Annotated in this window: 20 protein-coding genes; 9 read left to right on the top strand and 11 right to left on the bottom strand. The window is 71.4% G+C overall.

Annotated elements, in window-relative coordinates:
* Positions 1 to 5: 5 nt before the first annotated feature.
* The 3 genes from MKK53_RS06205 to MKK53_RS06195 form a co-directional block, all read right to left on the bottom strand.
* Positions 6 to 596: a ribonuclease HII gene (locus MKK53_RS06205; RefSeq protein ID WP_243927818.1), complete on the bottom strand. Its 591-nt coding sequence runs from the start codon at positions 594 to 596 to the stop codon at positions 6 to 8.
* A 136-nt stretch (positions 597 to 732) separates the two neighbouring features.
* Positions 733 to 1773 carry a glycosyltransferase family 4 protein gene (locus MKK53_RS06200; protein WP_243927817.1) on the bottom strand — a complete coding sequence of 347 codons (1041 nt, stop codon included), beginning with the start codon at positions 1771 to 1773 and terminating at the stop codon, positions 733 to 735.
* Positions 1770 to 2597, bottom strand: a complete 828-nt coding sequence (locus MKK53_RS06195; protein WP_243927816.1) for a UDP-2,3-diacylglucosamine diphosphatase — start codon at positions 2595 to 2597, stop codon at positions 1770 to 1772. The genes MKK53_RS06200 and MKK53_RS06195 overlap by 4 nt, the downstream gene beginning before the upstream one ends.
* 506 nt (positions 2598 to 3103) lie before the next feature.
* On the opposite strand from MKK53_RS06195, the gene MKK53_RS06190 reads away from it, so the two are divergent.
* The 4 genes from MKK53_RS06190 (at position 3104) to fchA (ending at position 7152) form a co-directional block, all read left to right on the top strand.
* On the top strand, positions 3104 to 4315 hold the full coding sequence (locus MKK53_RS06190) for an aminotransferase class V-fold PLP-dependent enzyme (protein ID WP_243927815.1): 1212 nt from the start codon (positions 3104 to 3106) through the stop codon (positions 4313 to 4315).
* Between the two features lie 233 nt (positions 4316 to 4548).
* On the top strand, positions 4549 to 5493 hold the full coding sequence (locus MKK53_RS06185; protein ID WP_243927814.1) for a D-2-hydroxyacid dehydrogenase: 945 nt from the start codon (positions 4549 to 4551) through the stop codon (positions 5491 to 5493).
* A gap of 157 nt (positions 5494 to 5650) precedes the next feature.
* The gene (locus tag MKK53_RS06180) at positions 5651 to 6511 is read left to right on the top strand and encodes an NADP-dependent methylenetetrahydromethanopterin/methylenetetrahydrofolate dehydrogenase (protein ID WP_243927813.1); all 861 of its coding nucleotides are present in this window, start codon (positions 5651 to 5653) and stop codon (positions 6509 to 6511) included.
* The gene (gene fchA, locus MKK53_RS06175) at positions 6511 to 7152 is read left to right on the top strand and encodes a methenyltetrahydrofolate cyclohydrolase (protein ID WP_243927812.1); all 642 of its coding nucleotides are present in this window, start codon (positions 6511 to 6513) and stop codon (positions 7150 to 7152) included. The genes MKK53_RS06180 and fchA overlap by 1 nt, the downstream gene beginning before the upstream one ends.
* A gap of 49 nt (positions 7153 to 7201) precedes the next feature.
* Here fchA and MKK53_RS06170 read toward each other — a convergent pair whose 3' ends face one another.
* Together MKK53_RS06170 and MKK53_RS06165 are read right to left on the bottom strand one after the other, a co-directional pair.
* Positions 7202 to 7732 carry a gamma carbonic anhydrase family protein gene (locus MKK53_RS06170; protein ID WP_243927811.1) on the bottom strand — a complete coding sequence of 177 codons (531 nt, stop codon included), beginning with the start codon at positions 7730 to 7732 and terminating at the stop codon, positions 7202 to 7204.
* 24 nt (positions 7733 to 7756) lie between these two features.
* Positions 7757 to 8536, bottom strand: coding sequence for an ABC transporter ATP-binding protein (locus tag MKK53_RS06165; RefSeq protein WP_243927810.1), 780 nt, complete (start codon positions 8534 to 8536; stop codon positions 7757 to 7759).
* A 162-nt stretch (positions 8537 to 8698) separates the two neighbouring features.
* On the opposite strand from MKK53_RS06165, the gene MKK53_RS06160 reads away from it, so the two are divergent.
* Positions 8699 to 8977, top strand: coding sequence for a hypothetical protein (locus MKK53_RS06160; protein ID WP_243927809.1), 279 nt, complete (start codon positions 8699 to 8701; stop codon positions 8975 to 8977).
* Between the two features lie 174 nt (positions 8978 to 9151).
* Complete coding sequence (locus tag MKK53_RS06155; protein ID WP_243927808.1) at positions 9152 to 9337, top strand: hypothetical protein; 186 nt, start codon at positions 9152 to 9154, stop codon at positions 9335 to 9337.
* 27 nt (positions 9338 to 9364) lie between these two features.
* Here the strand turns inward: MKK53_RS06155 and MKK53_RS06150 are convergent, their stop codons facing one another.
* The 3 genes from MKK53_RS06150 to MKK53_RS06140 form a co-directional block, all read right to left on the bottom strand.
* The gene (locus MKK53_RS06150) at positions 9365 to 10228 is read right to left on the bottom strand and encodes an ABC transporter permease (RefSeq protein ID WP_409564283.1); all 864 of its coding nucleotides are present in this window, start codon (positions 10226 to 10228) and stop codon (positions 9365 to 9367) included.
* 66 nt (positions 10229 to 10294) lie between these two features.
* Positions 10295 to 10456 carry a hypothetical protein gene (locus tag MKK53_RS06145; protein WP_243927806.1) on the bottom strand — a complete coding sequence of 54 codons (162 nt, stop codon included), beginning with the start codon at positions 10454 to 10456 and terminating at the stop codon, positions 10295 to 10297.
* Between the two features lie 93 nt (positions 10457 to 10549).
* The gene (locus tag MKK53_RS06140; protein WP_243927805.1) at positions 10550 to 11056 is read right to left on the bottom strand and encodes an META domain-containing protein; all 507 of its coding nucleotides are present in this window, start codon (positions 11054 to 11056) and stop codon (positions 10550 to 10552) included.
* Positions 11057 to 11313: 257 nt separating this feature from the next.
* Here MKK53_RS06140 and MKK53_RS06135 point away from each other — a divergent pair, with 257 nt between their 5' ends.
* The 3 genes from MKK53_RS06135 to MKK53_RS06125 all read left to right on the top strand — a co-directional run bounded on the left by MKK53_RS06135 (position 11314) and on the right by MKK53_RS06125 (position 13264).
* A complete protein-coding gene (locus MKK53_RS06135) occupies positions 11314 to 11589 on the top strand; it encodes a helix-turn-helix transcriptional regulator (RefSeq protein WP_279598848.1) in 276 nt (91 codons plus the stop codon).
* An 89-nt stretch (positions 11590 to 11678) separates the two neighbouring features.
* On the top strand, positions 11679 to 12416 hold the full coding sequence (locus MKK53_RS06130) for a PIG-L deacetylase family protein (protein ID WP_243927803.1): 738 nt from the start codon (positions 11679 to 11681) through the stop codon (positions 12414 to 12416).
* Complete coding sequence (locus MKK53_RS06125; protein WP_243927802.1) at positions 12413 to 13264, top strand: glycosyltransferase family 2 protein; 852 nt, start codon at positions 12413 to 12415, stop codon at positions 13262 to 13264. Before MKK53_RS06130 ends, MKK53_RS06125 begins: the two co-directional genes overlap by 4 nt.
* A 91-nt stretch (positions 13265 to 13355) precedes the next feature.
* On the opposite strand, the gene MKK53_RS06120 is transcribed toward MKK53_RS06125, so the two are convergent.
* From MKK53_RS06120 to sucD, 3 genes are all read right to left on the bottom strand, one after another.
* The gene (locus MKK53_RS06120) at positions 13356 to 14324 is read right to left on the bottom strand and encodes an HpcH/HpaI aldolase/citrate lyase family protein (RefSeq protein WP_243927801.1); all 969 of its coding nucleotides are present in this window, start codon (positions 14322 to 14324) and stop codon (positions 13356 to 13358) included.
* Positions 14325 to 14535: 211 nt separating this feature from the next.
* Complete coding sequence (locus MKK53_RS06115) at positions 14536 to 17280, bottom strand: phosphoenolpyruvate carboxylase (protein ID WP_243927800.1); 2745 nt, start codon at positions 17278 to 17280, stop codon at positions 14536 to 14538.
* A 199-nt stretch (positions 17281 to 17479) separates the two neighbouring features.
* Complete coding sequence (gene sucD, locus MKK53_RS06110) at positions 17480 to 18370, bottom strand: succinate--CoA ligase subunit alpha (RefSeq protein ID WP_243927799.1); 891 nt, start codon at positions 18368 to 18370, stop codon at positions 17480 to 17482.
* Positions 18371 to 18386 lie beyond the last annotated feature (16 nt).

Raw genomic sequence — 18386 nt, 5'->3', positions numbered from 1 at the left:
GCGCCCTACCCGAAGGTCCGCGTGAAGCTCGCCCGGTGGTGCGGGCTGCGGCCGAGGGCGGCGAGGCCGGCCCGGTGGAGGGCCGTGCCGTAGCCGACGTTGCGCTCCCAGCCGTAGCCGGGATGGCGTCTGGCCAGCCGGCGCATGAACGCATCACGCAGGACCTTGGCGACGATGGAGGCGGCGGCGATCTGCGGCACCAGGCTGTCGCCGCCGACCACCGCCCGCCCGGGAAAGCCCGGCAGGACGTCCCGCCCATCGACCCAGACAGGGGCGTCGATGCCGAGCTTCGCCACCGCCCGGGCCATGGCGTCCAGGGTCGCCGCGCGGATGTTGATCCGGTCGATCAGGGCGGGCGAGCCCGCCGCCAGGGCGACCCGGGCATGGGCGCGGATCAGCGGCGCGAGCCTGTTCCGGGCCGCCTCGGGAAGTTTCTTGCTGTCGTCCAGGGCGCCGAGCAGCCCGGCGGGGATGGCGGCCGGGTCGAACCAGACGGCGGCGACCACCACCGGGCCGCTCAGCGCCCCCCGGCCGACCTCGTCGCAGCCGATCACGGCGGGGTAGGCGGCGGCGCGGGCGGGATCGAAGGGCGGCATCGCGCCCCTCTGGCATCTCCGGCGGCCCGCGTCACCGCCCCGTTCCCCCATCCCATCCGCCGCCGTCCCTGCGAGCGCGCGCCACGCCGCCGGGGTTCAGGCGCCCGTCCTCACGGGCGCCGCCGCGGAGGCGGGATCAGGCCGCCTCGGGCTCGGCCCGGCTGCGGGCGAGGACGATGTTGCCGTAGAACTGGCGGGCACTCTCGTCCCAGCCCCGGCGCAGGGCCTCTTCGCGGCAGGCTTTGCGCGACAGGGTGAGGGCGCCGAGCGCCGCCGCGCGCAGGTCGCGGTCGAGGATCCCGACGCCGCCCGTGGCGATGACGTCGAGGGGGCCGGGCACGGGGAAGGCGGCGACCGGCAGGCCGCAGGCCAGGGCCTCGAGCAGGACGATCCCGAACGTGTCGGTCACGCTCGGGAAGACGAACGCGTCGCAGGCGGCGTAGAGCGCCGCGAGGTCGGAGCCCGTCCGGGTGCCGAGGAACCGCGCCTCCGGCGCCAGGGCTTGCAGCCGCGCCCGGTCCGGCCCGTCGCCGATCACCACCTTGGTGCCCGGCAGGTCGAGGGCCAGGAAGGCGGCGATGTTCTTCTCGATCGCGAGGCGGCCGACGAACAGGAAGAACGGCCGGGGCAGCCCGGCGAGGTCGGCGGGCACGGGGGCGTCCGGCGCGGCCGGGCGGAACAGGTCGGTGTCGACGCCCCGAGTCCAGCGCATGATCCGGCCGAAGCCCCGGTCCTCCAGCTCGCCCTGGAGGCTCGCGGTGCTCACCATCGTGCCCTGGGCGGCCCCGTGGAAACGGCGCAGGTAGGCGTAGGACCACGCCTCCGGCACGGGGGCGCGGGCGGCGAGGTATTCCGGGAAGCGGGTGTGGTAGCTCGTGGTGAAGGGCAGCCGCCGGCTCAGGCAGCGCCGCCGCACCGCGAAGCCCACCGGCCCCTCGGTGGCGATGTGGACATGGGTCGGCCCCACCGCGTCCCAGCGGGCGGCCAGGCGCCCCGGCACCGGACAGGCGAGGCGGATCTCGGGGTAGCCCGGCAGGGGCATGGAGGGAAACTCGGACGGGCTCAGCACGCTCGCCCGGAAGCCGTGGGCGGGGGCGCGGCGCACCATCTGCTCCAGGGAGCGCACCACGCCGTTGACCTGCGGGTGCCACGCGTCGCTCGCGATCAGCAGCCTCAAGCGACCGCTCTCCGGCCCGGCGGCAGCGCCTCCTGGGCCTCCGTCAGCGCCTGCGCTTCCCTGGCCCGGAGTACGGACGGGTAGTGCAGCACCTCGATGCGGCCGTCGTAATGCTCGACGATGCCGGTGCAGGATTCCACCCAGTCGCCGGTGTTGAGGTAGCGCAGGTCGTCGATCGCCCGGTCGGCGGCGTGGTGGATGTGGCCGCAGATCACCCCCTGGGCGCCCCGGCGGCGGGCCTCCTCGGCCAGGATCTCCTCGAACTTGCCGATGAAGCTGACGGCGTTCTTCACCTTCAGCTTCGCCCAGGCCGAGAGCGACCAGTACGACAGGCCGAGCCGGCGCCGGAAACGGTTGAGGACCGTATTCAACCACAAAGCGAGGGTGTAGGCCCCGTCCCCGAGATGGGCGAGCCAGCGCTGGTGGCGCATCACCATGTCGAACTGGTCGCCGTGGATCACGAGGTAGCGCCGCCCGTCCGCCGCCTCGTGGATCGCGGTGTCGGCGATCTCGATGCCGCCGAAGGTCGTGCCGACGTAGTTGCGCAGGAACTCGTCGTGGTTGCCCGGCAGGTAGACGACGTGGGTTCCCTTGCGGACCTTGCGCAGGAGCTTCTGCACCACGTCGTTGTGGGCCTGCGGCCAGTACCAGCCGGATTTGAGCTGCCACCCGTCGACGATGTCGCCGACGAGGTAGATGGTGTCCGCGTCGTAATCCCTCAGGAAGCCGAGCAGCATCCCCGCCTGGCACCCGCGGGTGCCGAGGTGCAGGTCGGACAGGAACAGGGTGCGGACGCGGATCGGCCTGTCGTCGTCCTCTGCCACGGCGTTCTCCCGGCGTAATGCGCCGGGATCCAGAGCGCGATCCCATCTCATTTTGATGACGCTGGCGGCCGGCGGGACAGGTCGAACCGTCGCAAGATCGTTCCCTCAACCTTGATGGCCGCAGGTTGCACTGCACGCCAAATTTTTTTGCCCTTTCTTCGAAGATTTTCCGGTTTTCCTTTCGAGCAGCCCCATCCCATAATACATTTGATCCGACGGCCCTGCCCGGGCCGCCGGTGGGGCAGGTGCGGAAGGGAAGGCGGCGCGCGAACCGACGCCGCGAGGATAGGACGGCACATCGGAGGCGACCGGCGCGGGAACGCGCGCCGCGACGCGAGCGGCACGAGCCGCCTGCCGCTCCGCAGCGCCCAGGGTCCAGGGCAGTTCCCCGGCCGCCGATGGCGGGTGGGAGGCTCCCGCCACTTCCCCGATGCCCCGTCACGACACGCGCGACAGATCCCGCGCCGGGCCCGATCCCGTGCGCGAAACCATTCGGAGGAGACATCATGGCCGCATCCCGGCGTCCCGGTCGCAACCACCTGTTCATCCCAGGCCCGACCACCATCCCCGACCGGGTCATCCGCGCGATGTCCGTGCAGTCCGAGGATCACCGCTCGCCGAGCTTCCCCGAGCTCGCCAAGCCCCTGTTCCAGGACGCCAAGATGGTCTTCGGCTCCACCGAAGGCACGGTCCTGCTGTTCCCGTCCTCCGGCACGGGCATCTGGGAATCGGCGCTCACCAACACCCTCTGCCGCGGTGACAAGGTGGTCGTGGCCCGCTTCGGCCAGTTCAGCCACCTCTGGACCGACATGGCCGCGCGCCTCGGCCTCGACGTGATCGTCCAGGACGAGGAGTGGGGCACCGGCGCGGATCCGGAGAAGATCGGCGAGGCCCTGCGGGCCGACAAGGACCACGCCATCAAGGCGGTGATGATCGTCCACAACGAGACCGCCACCGGCGTGACGAGCGACATCGGCGCCGTGCGCAAGGCGATCGACGCCGCCGGCCACCCGGCGCTGCTGTTCGTGGACGGCATCTCCTCCATCGGCTCGCTGCCGTTCAAGATGGACGAGTGGAAGGTCGACTGCGCGGTGGCGGGGTCGCAGAAGGGCTTCATGCTGCCCGCCGGCCTCGGCCTGCTCTGCGTCAGCCAGAAGGCGCTCAAGGTCGCCGAGGGTGGCCAGTCCGGCAGCAACGACCGGCTCGGCCACGTCTACTTCGCCTGGGCCGACCAGCTGAACGCCAACAAGGGCGGCTACTTCCCCTACACCCCGGCCCTGCCGCTCCTCTACGGCCTGCGCGAGGCGCTGGCCACGATGAAGGAAGAAGGGATCGAGAACATCTACCACCGCCACCACGTCCTCGCCGAGGCGACCCGGCAGGCGGTGGCGGCCTGGGGCCTCAAGCCCTGCGCCAAGGAGCCCAAGTGGAACTCCGACACCGTCACGGCCATCGTCGTGCCGGAGGGCGTCGATGCCGCCAAGATCATCATCCACGCCTACGAGCGCTACAACCTCTCCCTCGGGGCGGGCCTCTCGAAGGTCGCGGGCAAGGTCTTCCGCATCGGCCACCTGGGCGACCTCAACGAGCTGTCGCTGCTCGGCGCCATCGCGGGCGCGGAGATGGCCATGATCGATTGCGGGATGACGCTCACCCCCGGCTCCGGCGTCGCCGCGGCCTCGAGCTACCTGCGTGAGAACCCGCTGCACAAGGCGTGAGGCACAGGGCGGAGGGCCTCGGTCCTCCGCCCCTTGCGAGCGCTGCCGCGGTGGTGTGAACCTCGCGCATCGCCGTCCTCGCGGGCGGCACTGAAGTCATCCAGGGCGGCGCCACCTTCGGGGGCGTCCCGCGCCCTCGGGTCGCTTCGCGTCGCCCGCGGGGACGGGAGGGATGGAATGGACCGCAGAGCGCCGCCGGGAAGGCGCGCCGCCGGAGAGGGAGCCGACGACCCATGGCGAAACGAATCGTGTTCCTCGACCGGGAATCGCTCGACGCGACGCTGAAACCGTTCAGCTTCGAGCATGAATATGTCGAGCACGACTCGACCTGGACGCCGGAGGACACGGTCGAGCGGCTGAAGGGCGCCGAGATCGCCCTGATCAACAAGGTGCCGATGCGCGCCGAGACGCTGAAGCAGCTCCCCGACCTGAAGCTCATCGCGGTGGCCGCCACCGGCACGGACGTGGTCGACAAGGCCCAGGCGAAGGCGCAAGGCATCACCGTCGTCAACATCCGCAACTACGCCTTCAACACCGTGCCCGAGCACGTGGTGGGGCTGATGTTCGCCCTGCGCCGGGCCATCGTGCCCTACGCCAACTCGGTGAAGCGGGGCGATTGGGCGAAGTCGGCGCAGTTCTGCTACTTCGACTACCCGATCTACGACATCGCCGGCTCGACGCTGGGCATCGTCGGCTACGGGGCGCTGGGCAAGTCCATCGCCAAGCGGGCCGAGGCGCTGGGCATGAAGGTGCTGGCCTACGACACCTTCCCGCAGGAGGGCCTCTCGGATTTCGAGACGGTGCTCACCCAGTCCGACGTCATCACCCTGCACGTCCCGCTCACGCCGGAGACGAAGGGCCTGATCGGCGCCGCCGAACTCAAGCGGATGAAGAAGAACGCCATCCTCATCAACACCGCCCGGGGCGGGCTGGTGGACGAGGCGGCCCTGCTGGAGGCCCTCAAGGACGGCACCATCGCCGGCGCCGGCTTCGACGTGGTGGTGCAGGAGCCCCCCCGGGACGGCAACATCCTGTGCGAGGCCGACCTGCCGAACCTCATCGTGACTCCGCACGTCGCCTGGGCGAGCAAGGAGGCGATGCAGATCCTCGCCGACCAGCTCGTGGACAACGTCGAGGCGTTCGTCGCCGGCAAGCCGCAGAACGTGGTCCAGGGGTAGGTTTCGCCTCACCCCCGTCATCGCGAACGCAGTGAAGCGATCCAGGGCGGCGGGACGTCTCAGGATGTGGCGCTGCCCTGGATTGCTTCGCTCCGCTCGCAAAGACGGTGAGCGGATCAATACATTGACCTGATTTGAAAGCAGGACTCACGAGCCCATGAAAAAGCTGCTGTTCCAGTTCGACACCGATTCCGCCCCGAGCGTCTTCGACGTGGTGGTGGGCTACGATGGCGGGGCCGACCACATCACCGGCTACGGCAACGTCACGCCGGACAATGTCGGCGCCTTCGTCGATGGGACGATCTACACCCGCGGCGGCTCGGAGAAGAAGTCGACCGCGATCTTCGTCGGCGGCGGCAGCATGGCCGAGGGCGAGGCGGTGTTCGAGGCGGTGAAGAAGCGCTTCTTCGGGCCGTTCCGCGTCTCCTGCATGCTCGATTCCAACGGCTCCAACACCACGGCCGCCGCGGGCGTCGCCCTGGTCGCCAAGGCCGCCGGCTCGCTGCAGGGCAAGACCGCCGTGGTCCTGGCGGGCACCGGCCCGGTGGGGATGCGCTCGGCCGCGCTGCTGGCGGGCGAGGGCGCTCTGGTGACCATCGCCGGCCGCAGCCTCGACAAGACCCAGGCTGCCGCCGACGCGATCAACCGGCGCTTCAAGGTGAACGTCTCCGCCGCCGCGACGCCGGACGAGGCGTCCCGCATCGCCCTCGCCAAGGGCAAGAATCTCGTGTTCTCGGCCGGCGCCATCGGCGTCGAGCTGCTGCCGGAGTCGGCCTGGTCCGACGATTCGGCCGTGGAGTTCCTGGCCGACTACAACGCCCAGCCCCCGGCCGGCATCGGCGGGGTCGATGCGATGGACAAGGGCAAGGAGCGCCACGGCAAGAGCGCCTTCGGTGCCCTCGGCATCGGCGGTCTCAAGCTCAAGCTGCACCGGGCCTGCATCGGCAAGCTGTTCGAGAGCACCGACCGCGTCTTCGACGCCGAGGAGATCTACGCGCTCGCCAAGGAGATGGCGTGATGGGCGACAAGACCCAACCCGAGAACGACTCGATCCAGACGTTCCTGACGGAGCTCGCCAGCGCCGCCCCCACCCCCGGCGGCGGCGGTGCGGCGGCGATCTCCGGCGCCATGGGCGCGGCCCTGGTCTCGATGGTCTGCAACCTGACCATCGGCAAGAAGAAGTACGCCGAGGTCGAGGCGGAGCTGAAGGACGTGCTGGCCCGCTCCGAGGGCCTGCGCGTCGGCCTCACCGGCATGATCGCGCAGGACGTCGCCGCCTTCGACGCGGTGATGGCCGCCTACGGCCTGCCCAAGGGCACCGACGAGGAGAAGGCGTCCCGCGCCGAGCGGATCCAGGCGGCGCTCAAGGAGGCGACCGACGTGCCGCTCTCCTGCTGCCGGGCCTGCCGGGCGGTGATCGACCTCGCCGCGATCACGGCCGACAAGGGCAACCTCAACGTCGTCTCGGATGCGGGCGTGGCGGTGCTCTCCGCCCATGCCGGCCTGCGCAGCGCGGCGCTGAACGTCTACGTCAACGCCAAGGGGATCGAGGACCGGGACTTCGCCCAGGAGCGCCTGGACGAGCTGGAAACCATCCTCGCCGAGGCCGGGCCGCTGACCGAAAAGGTCTACGAGGTGGTCAAGGCGAAGGTGAACTGAGGGGCACCCTCCCCCCTCTCCCCGCAGGCGGGGAGAGGGGGCCTCACGCTCAGTCCACCCGCCGCAGCCCCTTCGCGTAGCGGCGGCCGTTCTCCACGTAGCGCCGGGCCGAGTCGAGGAGGCCCGCGATGGCCGCCTCGTCGAGCACCCGGATCGCCTTGGCGGGGGCGCCGACGATCAGGCTGTAATCCGGGAATTCCTTGCCCTCGGTGACCAGCGCGTTGGCGCCCACGAGGCTGCCCCGGCCGATCTTCGCCCCGTTGAGGATCGTCGCGCCCATGCCGATCAGCGTGCCGTCGCCGATGGTGCAGCCGTGGACGATGGCCCCGTGGCCCACCGTGACGTCTTCACCCAGGGTCAGGGGGAAGCCGGGATCGACGTGCATCACCACGCCCTCCTGCACGTTGCTGCGGGCGCCGATGCAGATCGGCTCGTTGTCCCCCCGCAGCGTCGCCCCGAACCAGATCCCGACATCGAGGCCCAGCTCCACCCGCCCGATCACCGTCGCGTCCGGCGCAATCCAGGTGCGGTCCGGGTCGGCGAGCCGGGGGACGTGGTCGTCGAGGGCGTAGAGGGGCATGGCGTCTCTCCGGTGAGGGTGGCTCTACCACCAGTTGGCGTTGGGGGGCGCGGCGTCGGGCCGGGCCGGGCTCGGCTTCAGGGAGCGGTCGAGGGCGGCGAGGATCGCCCGCACCGCCGCCTCGCTCTGCGCCGAGGCCGGATCGCGCGGGCGGGGCAGGCCGATGCGGAGGGTCTCGTCCAGCCGGCCGGGGCGGGGGCGCATCACCACCGCCCGGTCGGCCAGCGCCACCGCCTCGCCGACATCGTGCGTCACCAGGACCACCGTGGGCCGGTGCTCGGCCCAGAGGGCGAGCAGGTGGCCGTGCAGGTCCTTGCGGGTGAAGGCGTCGAGCGCCGAGAACGGCTCGTCGAGGAGCAGCACCCGCGGCTCGGCCACGAAGGCCCGGGCGATGGAGACCCGCTGCTGCTGCCCGCCCGACAGGTCCCGGGGCCACCGCCCGGCCTGTTCGGCGAGGCCGACGCGCTCCAGGGCGTGCATCACCCGGCCCCGGCGCTCCCCCCGGGGCAGGGCGGACAGGCCGAAGCCGACATTGGCGGCGACATCGAGCCAGGGCAGCAGGCGCGGCTCCTGGAAGACGAGGCCGACGCCCGGATGGGGGCAGTTGATCGCCTCGCCGTCGAGGGTGATCGACCCCGCGCTCGGCCGGTCGAGGCCGGCGATCAGGCGCAGCAGGGTGGTCTTGCCGCAGCCGGAGCCGCCGACCAGGGCGAGGATCTCCCCCGCCGGCACGGACAGCGCGATCCGTTCCAGGGCGCGGGTGCCGTCGGCGTAGGTCTTGGAAAGGTCGCCGATGGCGAGCACGCCGCGCTCCGATCATAGGGGGCCGCCGACGGCCATTCACTCCCAGTCGCGGGAATGACACAGGTGCCTCCGGCCTGCCAATGCTAAGAGCCTCCCGCACGCCGCCCGCCCCCCCGGGAGTCGTGTGAGGATCCCCCGCCCGGGGCCGCACGGAGAGGCACCATGAACCGGTTCACGTCCGCCCTCGGGCTCGCGGCCCTGCTCGTCGCCGCGCCCACCCTGGCGGCCGACCTGTCGCGCCCGGTGCCGACCGGGAATTTCCGGGCCACCTGCGAGGATCTCGGCACGGTCTGCTTCGCCGACGCCTGCGGCCGCGACCAGATCGACGCCGCCCAGGGCTGCCAGGCCCGCTGCCCGAGCGCGGTGGTGATGTCGGTGGTGCCGGAGACCTGCCCCCTGCCGGTTCGCCGCGGAGAGGCGATCCTGCGCCGCCGGGGGTGATGCGTTATCGCTCAAGTGCCGTGATATCGAAGAACACGTGACCGAATACGTGGCATTGGCGCCTATTCTTCTATGTCGCATGCAACAAACCCGTGCGCGCCGCATTGATCGGGAAGAACACCCACGCGCGATGAGGGCCACTCTCCGCCCAAGCCGTGGGACCGGACACCCACGATGCTGACGAACGATCTCCACCCGCCGCGCGATGGCCTGAACGCCGACCCCGTCCTCTACGGTGTCGCGGCCGGGCTCGCCGCTTTGTTTCCGCTGGTCGATCCCCCCCAGCGTGAGGCCGGGTCGTCGCACCGGGGCTTTCCGGGCGGCCTCGATCGGCCCCGGGAGAGTGTGGGCAAGGACTAGCCGGCGGCCCTCCTGCGGGCGGCCCCGTCAGAGCGTCTCGCGCGCCGTGTCCTGCCAGCGCACGAGGGGGGCGGTGAGCCCGACGAGGGCGGCATCCGCCAGCTTGCCGACCACGGCGAAGGCGATGATCGCCGCCATGATCTGGTCCGGCTTGCCGAATTGCTGGCCGTCCACCAGCAGGTAGCCCAGGCCCTCCGAGGCGCCCATTAGCTCCGCCGCCACCACGAACAGGAAGCCGAGCCCCAGCCCCGTCCGCAGGGCGGTGAGCGTCGCCGGCAGCACGGCGGGGAGCAGGATCCGCCGGACCTGGGCCGCCTTCGACAGGCGGAACACCCGCCCGACCTCCACCAGCTTCCGGTCGACCGAGGCGATGGCGCCCGCCACCCCGACATAGACGGGGAAGAACACCCCCACCGCGATCAGCAGCACCTTCGGCGTCTCGAGGATGCCGAACCACAGGATGAACAGCGGCACCCAGGCGAGGGACGGCACGGCGCGGAGGGCCTGGAGGCTCGGGTCCACGAGCCAGCGCAGGCGGGGCAGGGTGGCGACCAGGGCCCCCGCCAGGATGCCGGCGGCGGCGCCGAAGGCGAAGCCGAGGCCGACGCGCACCAGCGTCGCCTCCACATGGATCGCGAGGTCGCCCGAGGCGGCCAGGCCCCAGAGGGTGCCGCCGATCCGGCTCGGAGGGGGCAGGAGCCGCCCGGAGACGAGCCCCGAATCGACCCCCACCTCCCAGCCGAGCGCCAGAAGGAGCGGCGGCAGCAGCCCGAGCAGCAGACGGGTGCCGCGCCGCGGGGCGGCGGGCTTCGGTTCGGTGTCGGGAATCACGGTGCGGGATGATCGGGTGTCAGAGGGGGTGGCCCTTGTGCGGGCGTTGCGCGGGCGCATGCAAGGGGCCCCGCGCCCACCGAAGCCACGGCCCGCGATCACCCCCGTCCACGCCGGGAGACCCCCTCATCCGGCCAGGCGCATGAGGATCAGGAGCGTCGCCGCCACGGGGGCGGCGGCGGCGATCCACAGGGCGAGGGGGTGGAAGCCGAGGGTGTCCGCGGCCCTGGCCGGGGCGATGCCGCGCCCGGTCGGATTCGCCCGTTCCAGACCCAAACCGACCGGCATCCGCCATCTCCCTGTCGCAGGGACAGATGATACCGGAAGCCCTGAAAGCCGCCTGAACTCCGGCGGGCTTTCGTGGACGTCGTCAACAGATTCTTACAGGGCGCGGTCGAACCGGAGTTCGCCGTTCGGGCTCTTCAGCACCAGCTGCGCGCCGACGATGTCCCAGGCGGCCGCCGTGCGCAGGGCCACGAAGAACGCCTGCTCGGCGGCGGCCAGGGCCTTGTCGCAGGACTTCTTGGTGAGGGCGAGGGGCCCCACGGCGATGTGCTGCTCCTTCAAGGGGAAGGCGGTGGCCGCGAAGGTGTTGCAGCCGCCGTAGCCGCGGGCGCGGTACTGCTTGTCGAGGATGAAGCTCGGCCGGTCGCCGCCGCCGAAGGGCTTGCCGTTGATGCTCACCGCCGTCCAGGTGGAATCGAGGGGAAAGTTCTTCTCCTGGGCCTTGGTGCCCGGCACGTACTGGGGCGCCTTCTTGTCCTCGCCGCCCGGCCGGCGATAGCCCTTGCCGAAGCCGGTGTTCGGGCCGCCGCCCATCTGTGCCTGCGCCTGGCTCGTCGCGGCCATCACGGTACAGGCCAGCGTGGCGATCAGCACCGCTCTCATCGTGTCGTCCCTCTGTCGCGCCTTCGCGCCTGTCGTCACGGCCCGGATCCGCCGATGCGGTGCCGGGGCCGGCCCCGGACGCCGGCGGCGGGGGGCTTGTGTCCCGCTCGATGGCGCGGAATTTCAGCACAATTATGATCATGGACCGCGCCGGAGGGAAACGTTGCCGGCCCGGCGCGGTTGTGGACCACGGGAAGCGGAGACGGGGCGTGACGGGATCTGACGAAGGCGTCCAGGGCGGGTCGGTGCCCCTGGCGATGAGTGCGGCGCAGTCGCGGGCGGCGCGGGGGCTGCTCGGCTGGAGCGAGGCCGACCTCGCCCGGAAGGCCGGGTGCGACGAGGCGCTGGTGAAGAATTTCGAGGCAGGCTACGGCGATTCGCCCTCCGGGCAGATCGAGGTGCTGCGCAGCGCCCTCTCGGGGGCCGGCATCGTGTTCACCGATTCGCCCTCGGCCGGGGTCAGCCTCGACGAGATGCGGGGGACCGACGAGGGTACGCGGCTCGGCAACCTCACCACCGAGAACGACCGGTAGGGGCCTGCTCAGGCCGCGTTCAGCCGGCCTCCCGGATGGTCCGCTCTCCGTTCCGCCCCGTCCGGCGGAACGCGGAGACCCGTCCTGCGATGCGTGCCGACGCCTTCCTCGCCGCCGCCGACAGCCTGCCGTTGGCCGACCTCGATGCGCTGGTCGGGGCCGGCGGCCTCGTGGTGGTGGCGCCCCATCCCGACGACGAGAGCCTCGGCTGCGGCGGCCTCATCGCCGCCGCCCGGGCCGCGGGGCGGGACGTGCGGCTCGTGGTGGTGAGCGACGGCTGCGGCTCGCACACCCATTCCGCCCTCTACCCGCCTGAAAAGCTGCGCACGCTCCGCGAGGCCGAGACCCTGCGGGCCGTGGCGGTGCTGGGCATGGAGCCCGGCCACGTGACCTTCCTGCGCCTGCCCGACGCCCATGTGCCGAGCGGAGGGCCGCAGGCCGAGGCGGCGGCGCAGGCCGTGGCCCGGGCCGCCGCCGCCTGCGCCGCGGGCGCGGTGTTCGTGACGTGGCGGCACGATCCCCATTGCGACCACAAGGCGGCGGCGGCCATCGTCGGCCTGGCCCGTCGGCACATGCCGGGGGTGCGGATCTACGAATACCCCGTCTGGGGCTGGACCCTGCCGCCGGAGACGGAGGTCGGCCCCCCGCCGCAGGGCCTGCGCCTGGACGTCTCGCCCTACCGCGCCGTGAAGGCGAAGGCCGTGGCGGCCCACGAATCGCAGGTGAGCGACCTCATCGCCGACGACCCGACCGGCTTCCGCCTGGAGCCGGCGATGATCGAGCGCCTGTGCGGGCCGAGCGAGCGCTTCGTGGCCGTCGCGGAATGAGCGTCGCGGTCATCACCCTCAACAAGGGCCGCGGGGGCCATCTCGCACGCCTGCTCGAAGGTCTGGCCCGGGGGCAGGCCCCGGATCGCTGCATCGTGGTGGAGATGGGCGGGGACGGGGCGCCGCTGCCAGCTCTGCCCTTCCCGGTGGAGCGCGTCGCCTTCGCCAGCGCCGGCCTGCCGCTGGCGGCCTCCCGCAACGCCGGCCGCCGGGCCGCGGGTGAGGCCGACATCCTGATCTTCCTCGATGTCGACTGCATCCCCTCGGGGGACCTCGTCGCTGGGCTCGCGGCGGCGGCGGCCGAGCGGGACGGGCTGGTCTGCTGCGCGGTGCGCTATTTGCCGGCGGGCGCCGTGGGCGACGGCTGGCGGGAGGCCGACCTCGCCCGGGCGGGCCATCTCCATCCGGTGCGGCACTTCCCCGAATCGGGCATCGTGCCCTCGCCGCAGCCCGGCCTGTTCTGGTCCCTCGCCTTCGCCGTGCGGGCGGCGACCTACGACCGCCTCGGCGGGTTCGACGAGGGTTTTTCCGGCTACGGCGCCGAGGATACGGACCTCGCCTTCAGGGCCGAGGCGATGGGCGTGCCGACCCTGTTCCTGGGCGGCCCGCTGGCCTTCCACCAGCACCACCCCGCCTACGATCCGCCGCTGCAGCACTTTCGCGACATCGTCGCCAACGCCGAGCGGTTTCACCGCCGGCACGGGATCTGGCCGATGGACGGCTGGCTCGACGGGTTCGCCCGGCTCGGGCTGATCGGGCCGGATTGGCGCCAGGGCATCATCCTGCGCCGCGACCCGACGCCGGAGGAGATCGCCGCCGCCCGGCTGCCGGACGAGCGGCCGTTCTGAGTCAGACCGTCACCTCGCCCACCGCCGTCGCGAGGACCGGAATGGACGGAAGGGGGCGGTGCCTGTTGCACCGCCCCCTTCCGAATGCGGCTTACCGCATCGCGTCGGCCTTCTCGATCAGCGCCTCGGCCATGCGGATCGAGGCGATGTCGATGAGGCGCCCGTCCAGGGAGACGGCACCACGGCCGGCCTTGGCGGCCTCTTCCATGGCGACGAGGATGCGGCGGGCCTTGGTGACCTCGGCCTCGGAGGGGGTGAACACCTCGTTGGCGAGCTCGATCTGGCTCGGGTGGATCGCCCACTTGCCCTCGAAGCCCAGCGCCGAGCAGCGCCGCGCCGCCGAGCGGTAGCCGTCGGCATCCGAGAAGTCGCCGAACGGGCCGTCGATCGGGCGCAGGCCGTAGGCGCGGCAGGCCACCAGCATCCGGTTCTGGGCGAACAGCCACGGGTCCTGCCAATGGGTCTGCCGGTTGCCGGCCTCGTCCTTGTCGGTGAGCACCGAGAAGTCCGGGTTCACGCCGCCGATGACGGTGGAGCGGGCGCGGGTCGAGGCGGCGTAGTCGGCCACGCCGAAGGACATCGCCTCCAGGCGCTTGGAGGACTGGGCGATGGCCTCGACGTTGGCCATGCCCAGCGCGGTCTCGATCAGCACCTCGAAGCCGATCTTCTTCTCGCGCTTCTTGGCCTGCTCGATCTGGGTGGTGAGCACGTCGATGGCGTAGACGTCGGCCGGCACGCCGACCTTGGGGATCAGGATCATGTCGAGGCGCGGACAGGCCTCCACGATGTCCACCACGTCCCGGTACATGTAGTGGGTGTCGAGACCGTTGATGCGGATCATCATGGTCTTGCTGCCCCAATCCAGGTCGTTCAGCGCCTGGATGATGTTCTTGCGGGCCTGCTCCTTGTCGTCGGGGGCGACGGCGTCTTCCAGGTCGAGGAAGATCACGTCGGCGGCCGAGGAGGCCGACTTCTCCATGAAGGTCGGGTTGGAGCCGGGAACGGCGAGTTCCGAGCGGTGCAGGCGCGCCTTGGCCTGCTGGATCAGGGTGAAGCTCATTGGTGTTTTCCTCCTTGGGGTGGTCTCGTCCCGCGCGTGTCGGGTGTGGCGCGCCGGGGGGTCAACTGGTGTTCCTGACTGTTTCAGGAAGTGCCCTCGCCGTCATTGCGAGCGCAGCGAAGCAATCCAGGGCGGCGGGACTTCTGCAGATGTGGCGGGTCCCTGGATTGCTTCGCTTTGCTCGCAATGACGGCGTTGAGATCGGACTCGCTCACCCGGTCGACCCGAAGCCGACGGCGATGCAGTTGATCGACAGGAGCAGGGCGGACTTCACCGCCTCCTTCCGGTCCTCGTCGGTCTCGCTGCGGTAGCGGGCGAGGAGTTCGACCTGCTCGCGGGACACTTGGTTGATCGTCGGCAGCCGGCCCTTCAGCCGGTCGCGGAACAGGGGGAACCGCTCCGCCAGCTCGGACCCGCCGCTCACCCGGAGCACCATCTCCCGGGTCAGGGTGTATTCGGCCTCGATGGCCGAGAAGATCCGCTCGCGCACCGCCCTGTCGGGCACGAGGCCGGCATAGGCGCGGGCGATGTCGAGATCGACCATCAGCAGGGTCTTCTCCACCTCGTCCAGCACGAGGCGCAGCACCCGCGATTCCGAGAACAGCCGCTTCAGGGTGGCCTCGCCCTCCCGGCCGCGGACGTCGATGAAGCTCGCGAGCCCCGAGCCGACGCCGTACCAGCCGGTGACGACGTGCCGGTTCTGCGACCACGCGAACACCCACGGGATCGCCCGGAGGTCCGACAGGGAGCGCGCCCCGAACCGCCGGGCCGGGCGCGAGCCGATGTTGAGCAGCGCGATCTCGTCGAGCGGGCTCGCGGCCTGGAAGTAATCGACGAGGCCGTCCGTGTTCAGCAGGTTGACGTAGGCCGCCCGCGAGGCGCCGGCCAGCGCCTCCAGGGCGTCGTCGTGGCCGGCGGGCTGGCCGTTGCCGTCGCCGGCCAGGGCGTGCTCGAAGACCGAGGCCGCGAGCAGCTCCATCTGGTAGGCGGCGGTGCCGCGGTTGGCGTACTTGAACGAGACGACCTCGCCCTGCTCGGTGATGCGGAAGCGCCCGCGGATCGAGCCCGGCGGCTGGGCGGCGATGCCGCGATGGGTCGGCACGCCGCCGCGGCTCACCGAGCCGCCGCGGCCGTGGAAGAAGGCGATCGGCACGCCGAGCTCCTGGCCGAGCCGGGTGAGCTTGCTCTGCGCCTTGTAGAGCTCCCAATTCGCCGCGACGAAGCCGCCGTCCTTGTTCGAGTCGGAATAGCCGATCATCACCTCCTGCACCCCGCCCTGCCAGCGGGTGGAGCGGCGCACCACCGGCACGGCCAGGAGCTCGCGCATGATGGCCGGGCCGGCGCGCAGGTCGTCGATGGTCTCGAACAGGGGGACGATGGGCAGCGGGCAGATCTCGGTGCCGGAGGTGTCGAGGAACACGCCCGCCTCCTTGGCGAGCAGGTAGGCGCCGAGGATGTCCGGCACCGAGCGGGTCATCGACAGGACGAAGGAGCCGAACGCCTCCCGGTCGAGGTTCTCGCGCATCTCCGCCACCAGGGCGAAGGTGGCCAGCGTCTCCCTCGCCGCGTCGGGCAGGTTCTCGAAGGACCGCTCGGGGTCCCGCGTCCGGGCGAGGCCGGCCTCCAGCCAGGACCGCCAGGCGGGGGATTCGAGGGCGGGGGGCTCGCCGTCGCCGTTCTCCTGCTTCCACAGGGCGCGCAGGGTCTCGGTGGTGCGGGTGGTGTTCTCCCGCAGGTCGAGGCGCACGGTCGAGAAGCGAAAGATCTCCACCATCCGCCGCACCGGCCGGACGAGGTCCCGGGCCAGCGCCCCGCACTGCGCGTCGGCGAGCCCGCGCTCCAGGGTGCGCAGATCCTCGATCAGCCCGTCGGCACTCGGGTAATCCGGGCCGGAGGGGTGGCGGCCCTCGTTGCGGGCGATGGTCGCCTCGATCTTGCGCAGGACGCAGGTGAGGTACTGGCGGTAGGCCTCGCCGGGGTTGCGCCGCTCGATGGCCCGGGCCTGCCCGCTCTCGGCGAGCTGGCGGGTCAGGGCCTCGCGGAAGGCCCCCGGCACCGGCAGCGCCCGCTCGGTGAGGGAGAGGGTGCGGCCGAGCTCGCGCACGCCGTCCCGGTAGCGGGACAGGGAGGCGAGCGCGTTGCGCTGCAGGGTGGTGCGGGTGACGGCGGCGGTGACGAAGGGGTTCCCGTCCCGGTCGCCGCCGATCCACGAGCCGAACTGGAAGAAGGGCGGGACCTTGAAGGGCGTGTCGGGATAGGTCTCGCTCAGCGCCTCCTCGAGGGAATCCATCGTCTCGGGCAGCATCTCGAACAGCGATTCGTCGAAGAAGTGCAGCCCCCAGGCGACTTCCCGCTCGACGGTCGCCTTCTCCAGATGCAGTTCGCCGGTCATCCAGACGAGCTCGATCTGGTCGCGCAGCTCGTTCATCAGGCCGTTGCGCTCGCGGTCGGTCCAGCGGGGCATCTCCAGCTCGCGCAGGACGAGGTAGATGCGCCGGAACTTCTCCAGCACGGTCACCCGCTTGCCCTCGGTGGGGTGGGCGGTGATCGTGGGGCGGATGCGCAGGTCGTTCAGCAGGGCCTGGATCCGCTCCGGCGCGATGCCCCGGGCGCGGGCCTGGGCGAAGACGCCCGCGAAGGAGCCGCCCAAGGCCGCCCGGCCCTCCGTCCGCTCCGTGTGCCGGCGGCGGCGCATGGCGGCGTTCTGCTCTGCGATGGAGATGAGCTGGAACCAGATCCCCTGCACCTGGAGGGCGCGGGCCAGCATCTCCGGCGAGAAGCGCGAGATGTCGGCCGTGCCGTGCAGCACGGCCTCCAGCTCGGGGTCGTGCCGGCGGGCGACGTCGAGGAGCGCCTGGAACAGGATGTCCAGGGCGCCCTCGGAGGAGGTGCCGGTGATCACCGGCGGCGCGAAGCCGGTGACCGAGGAGGGGCTGGCGTGAAGCGTCGTGGGCATGGGGGAGCCCTTGTCCTTTGAAATCGAGGCGGCGCGGTCGGCCCTCTCCCACCCGCCGACCTCATCCTGAGGTGCGGCGTCAGCCGCCTCGAAGGAAGCTTCCAGGGGCCGCAGCGGGTCCTGGAGCCCTCCTTCGAGGCCCGCTGGTGCGGGCACCTCAGGATGAGGCCCAGGATGGGAGAAGGCTTCCAGGCCGGGTTCAGGCCGCCCGCGCCAGCACGTCGGCGACGGTCTGGCCGAAGGAGCCCGGATCGGGGGCCACGGTGAGGCCGTAGCTCTTCATGATCTCGGCCTTCTCGGCGGCGCTGTCGCCGGTGGCGGAGATGATCGCGCCCGCATGGCCCATGCGCCGGCCCTTCGGGGCGGTGAGGCCCGCCACGAAGCCGATCACCGGCTTCGACATGTTGTCCCGGATCCAGGCGGAGGCCTCCGCCTCCTGCGGGCCGCCGATCTCGCCGATCATCAGCACCGCGTCGGTATCCGGGTCCATCTCGAACAGGGCGAGGTGGTCGAGGAAGGACGAGCCGTTGATCGGGTCGCCGCCGATGCCCACCGAGGTGGAGATGCCGAGCCCCAGCTCCTTCAGCTGCGAGGCGGCCTCGTAGCCGAGCGTGCCAGAGCGGGAGATCACGCCCACGTTGCCCTTCAGGTAGATGTGGCCGGGCATGATGCCGAGCATCGCCTTGCCGGGCGAGATGATGCCGGCGCAGTTCGGGCCGACCACCATCGTCCGCTTCTCCTTCGGGTAGCGGTAGAGGTAGCGCTTCACCCGCATCATGTCCTGGGCGGGGATGCCGTCGGTGATGGAGCAGACGAGGCGCAGGCCGGCATCGGCCGCCTCCATGATGGCGTCCGCCGCGAAGGGCGGGGCCACGAAGGTGATCGAGGTGGTGGCGCCCGTGGCCTCCACCGCCTCCTTGACGGTGTTGAACACCGGCAGGCCGAGATGGGTGCGCCCCCCCTTGCCGGGGGTGACGCCGCCGACGACGTTCGTGCCGTAATCCAGCATCTCCTTGGCGTGGAAGGTGCCCTTGTCGCCGGTGATGCCCTGGACGATGATCGGCGTGGTCTCGTCGATGAGGATGCTCATGGCCCGATCTCCCCGG

Origin of the sequence: Methylobacterium sp. J-076 (genome assembly GCF_022829405.1) — a bacterium.
Classification (GTDB): domain Bacteria; phylum Pseudomonadota; class Alphaproteobacteria; order Rhizobiales; family Beijerinckiaceae; genus Methylobacterium.
This window is presented reverse-complemented; position numbering and strand designations above follow the sequence as displayed.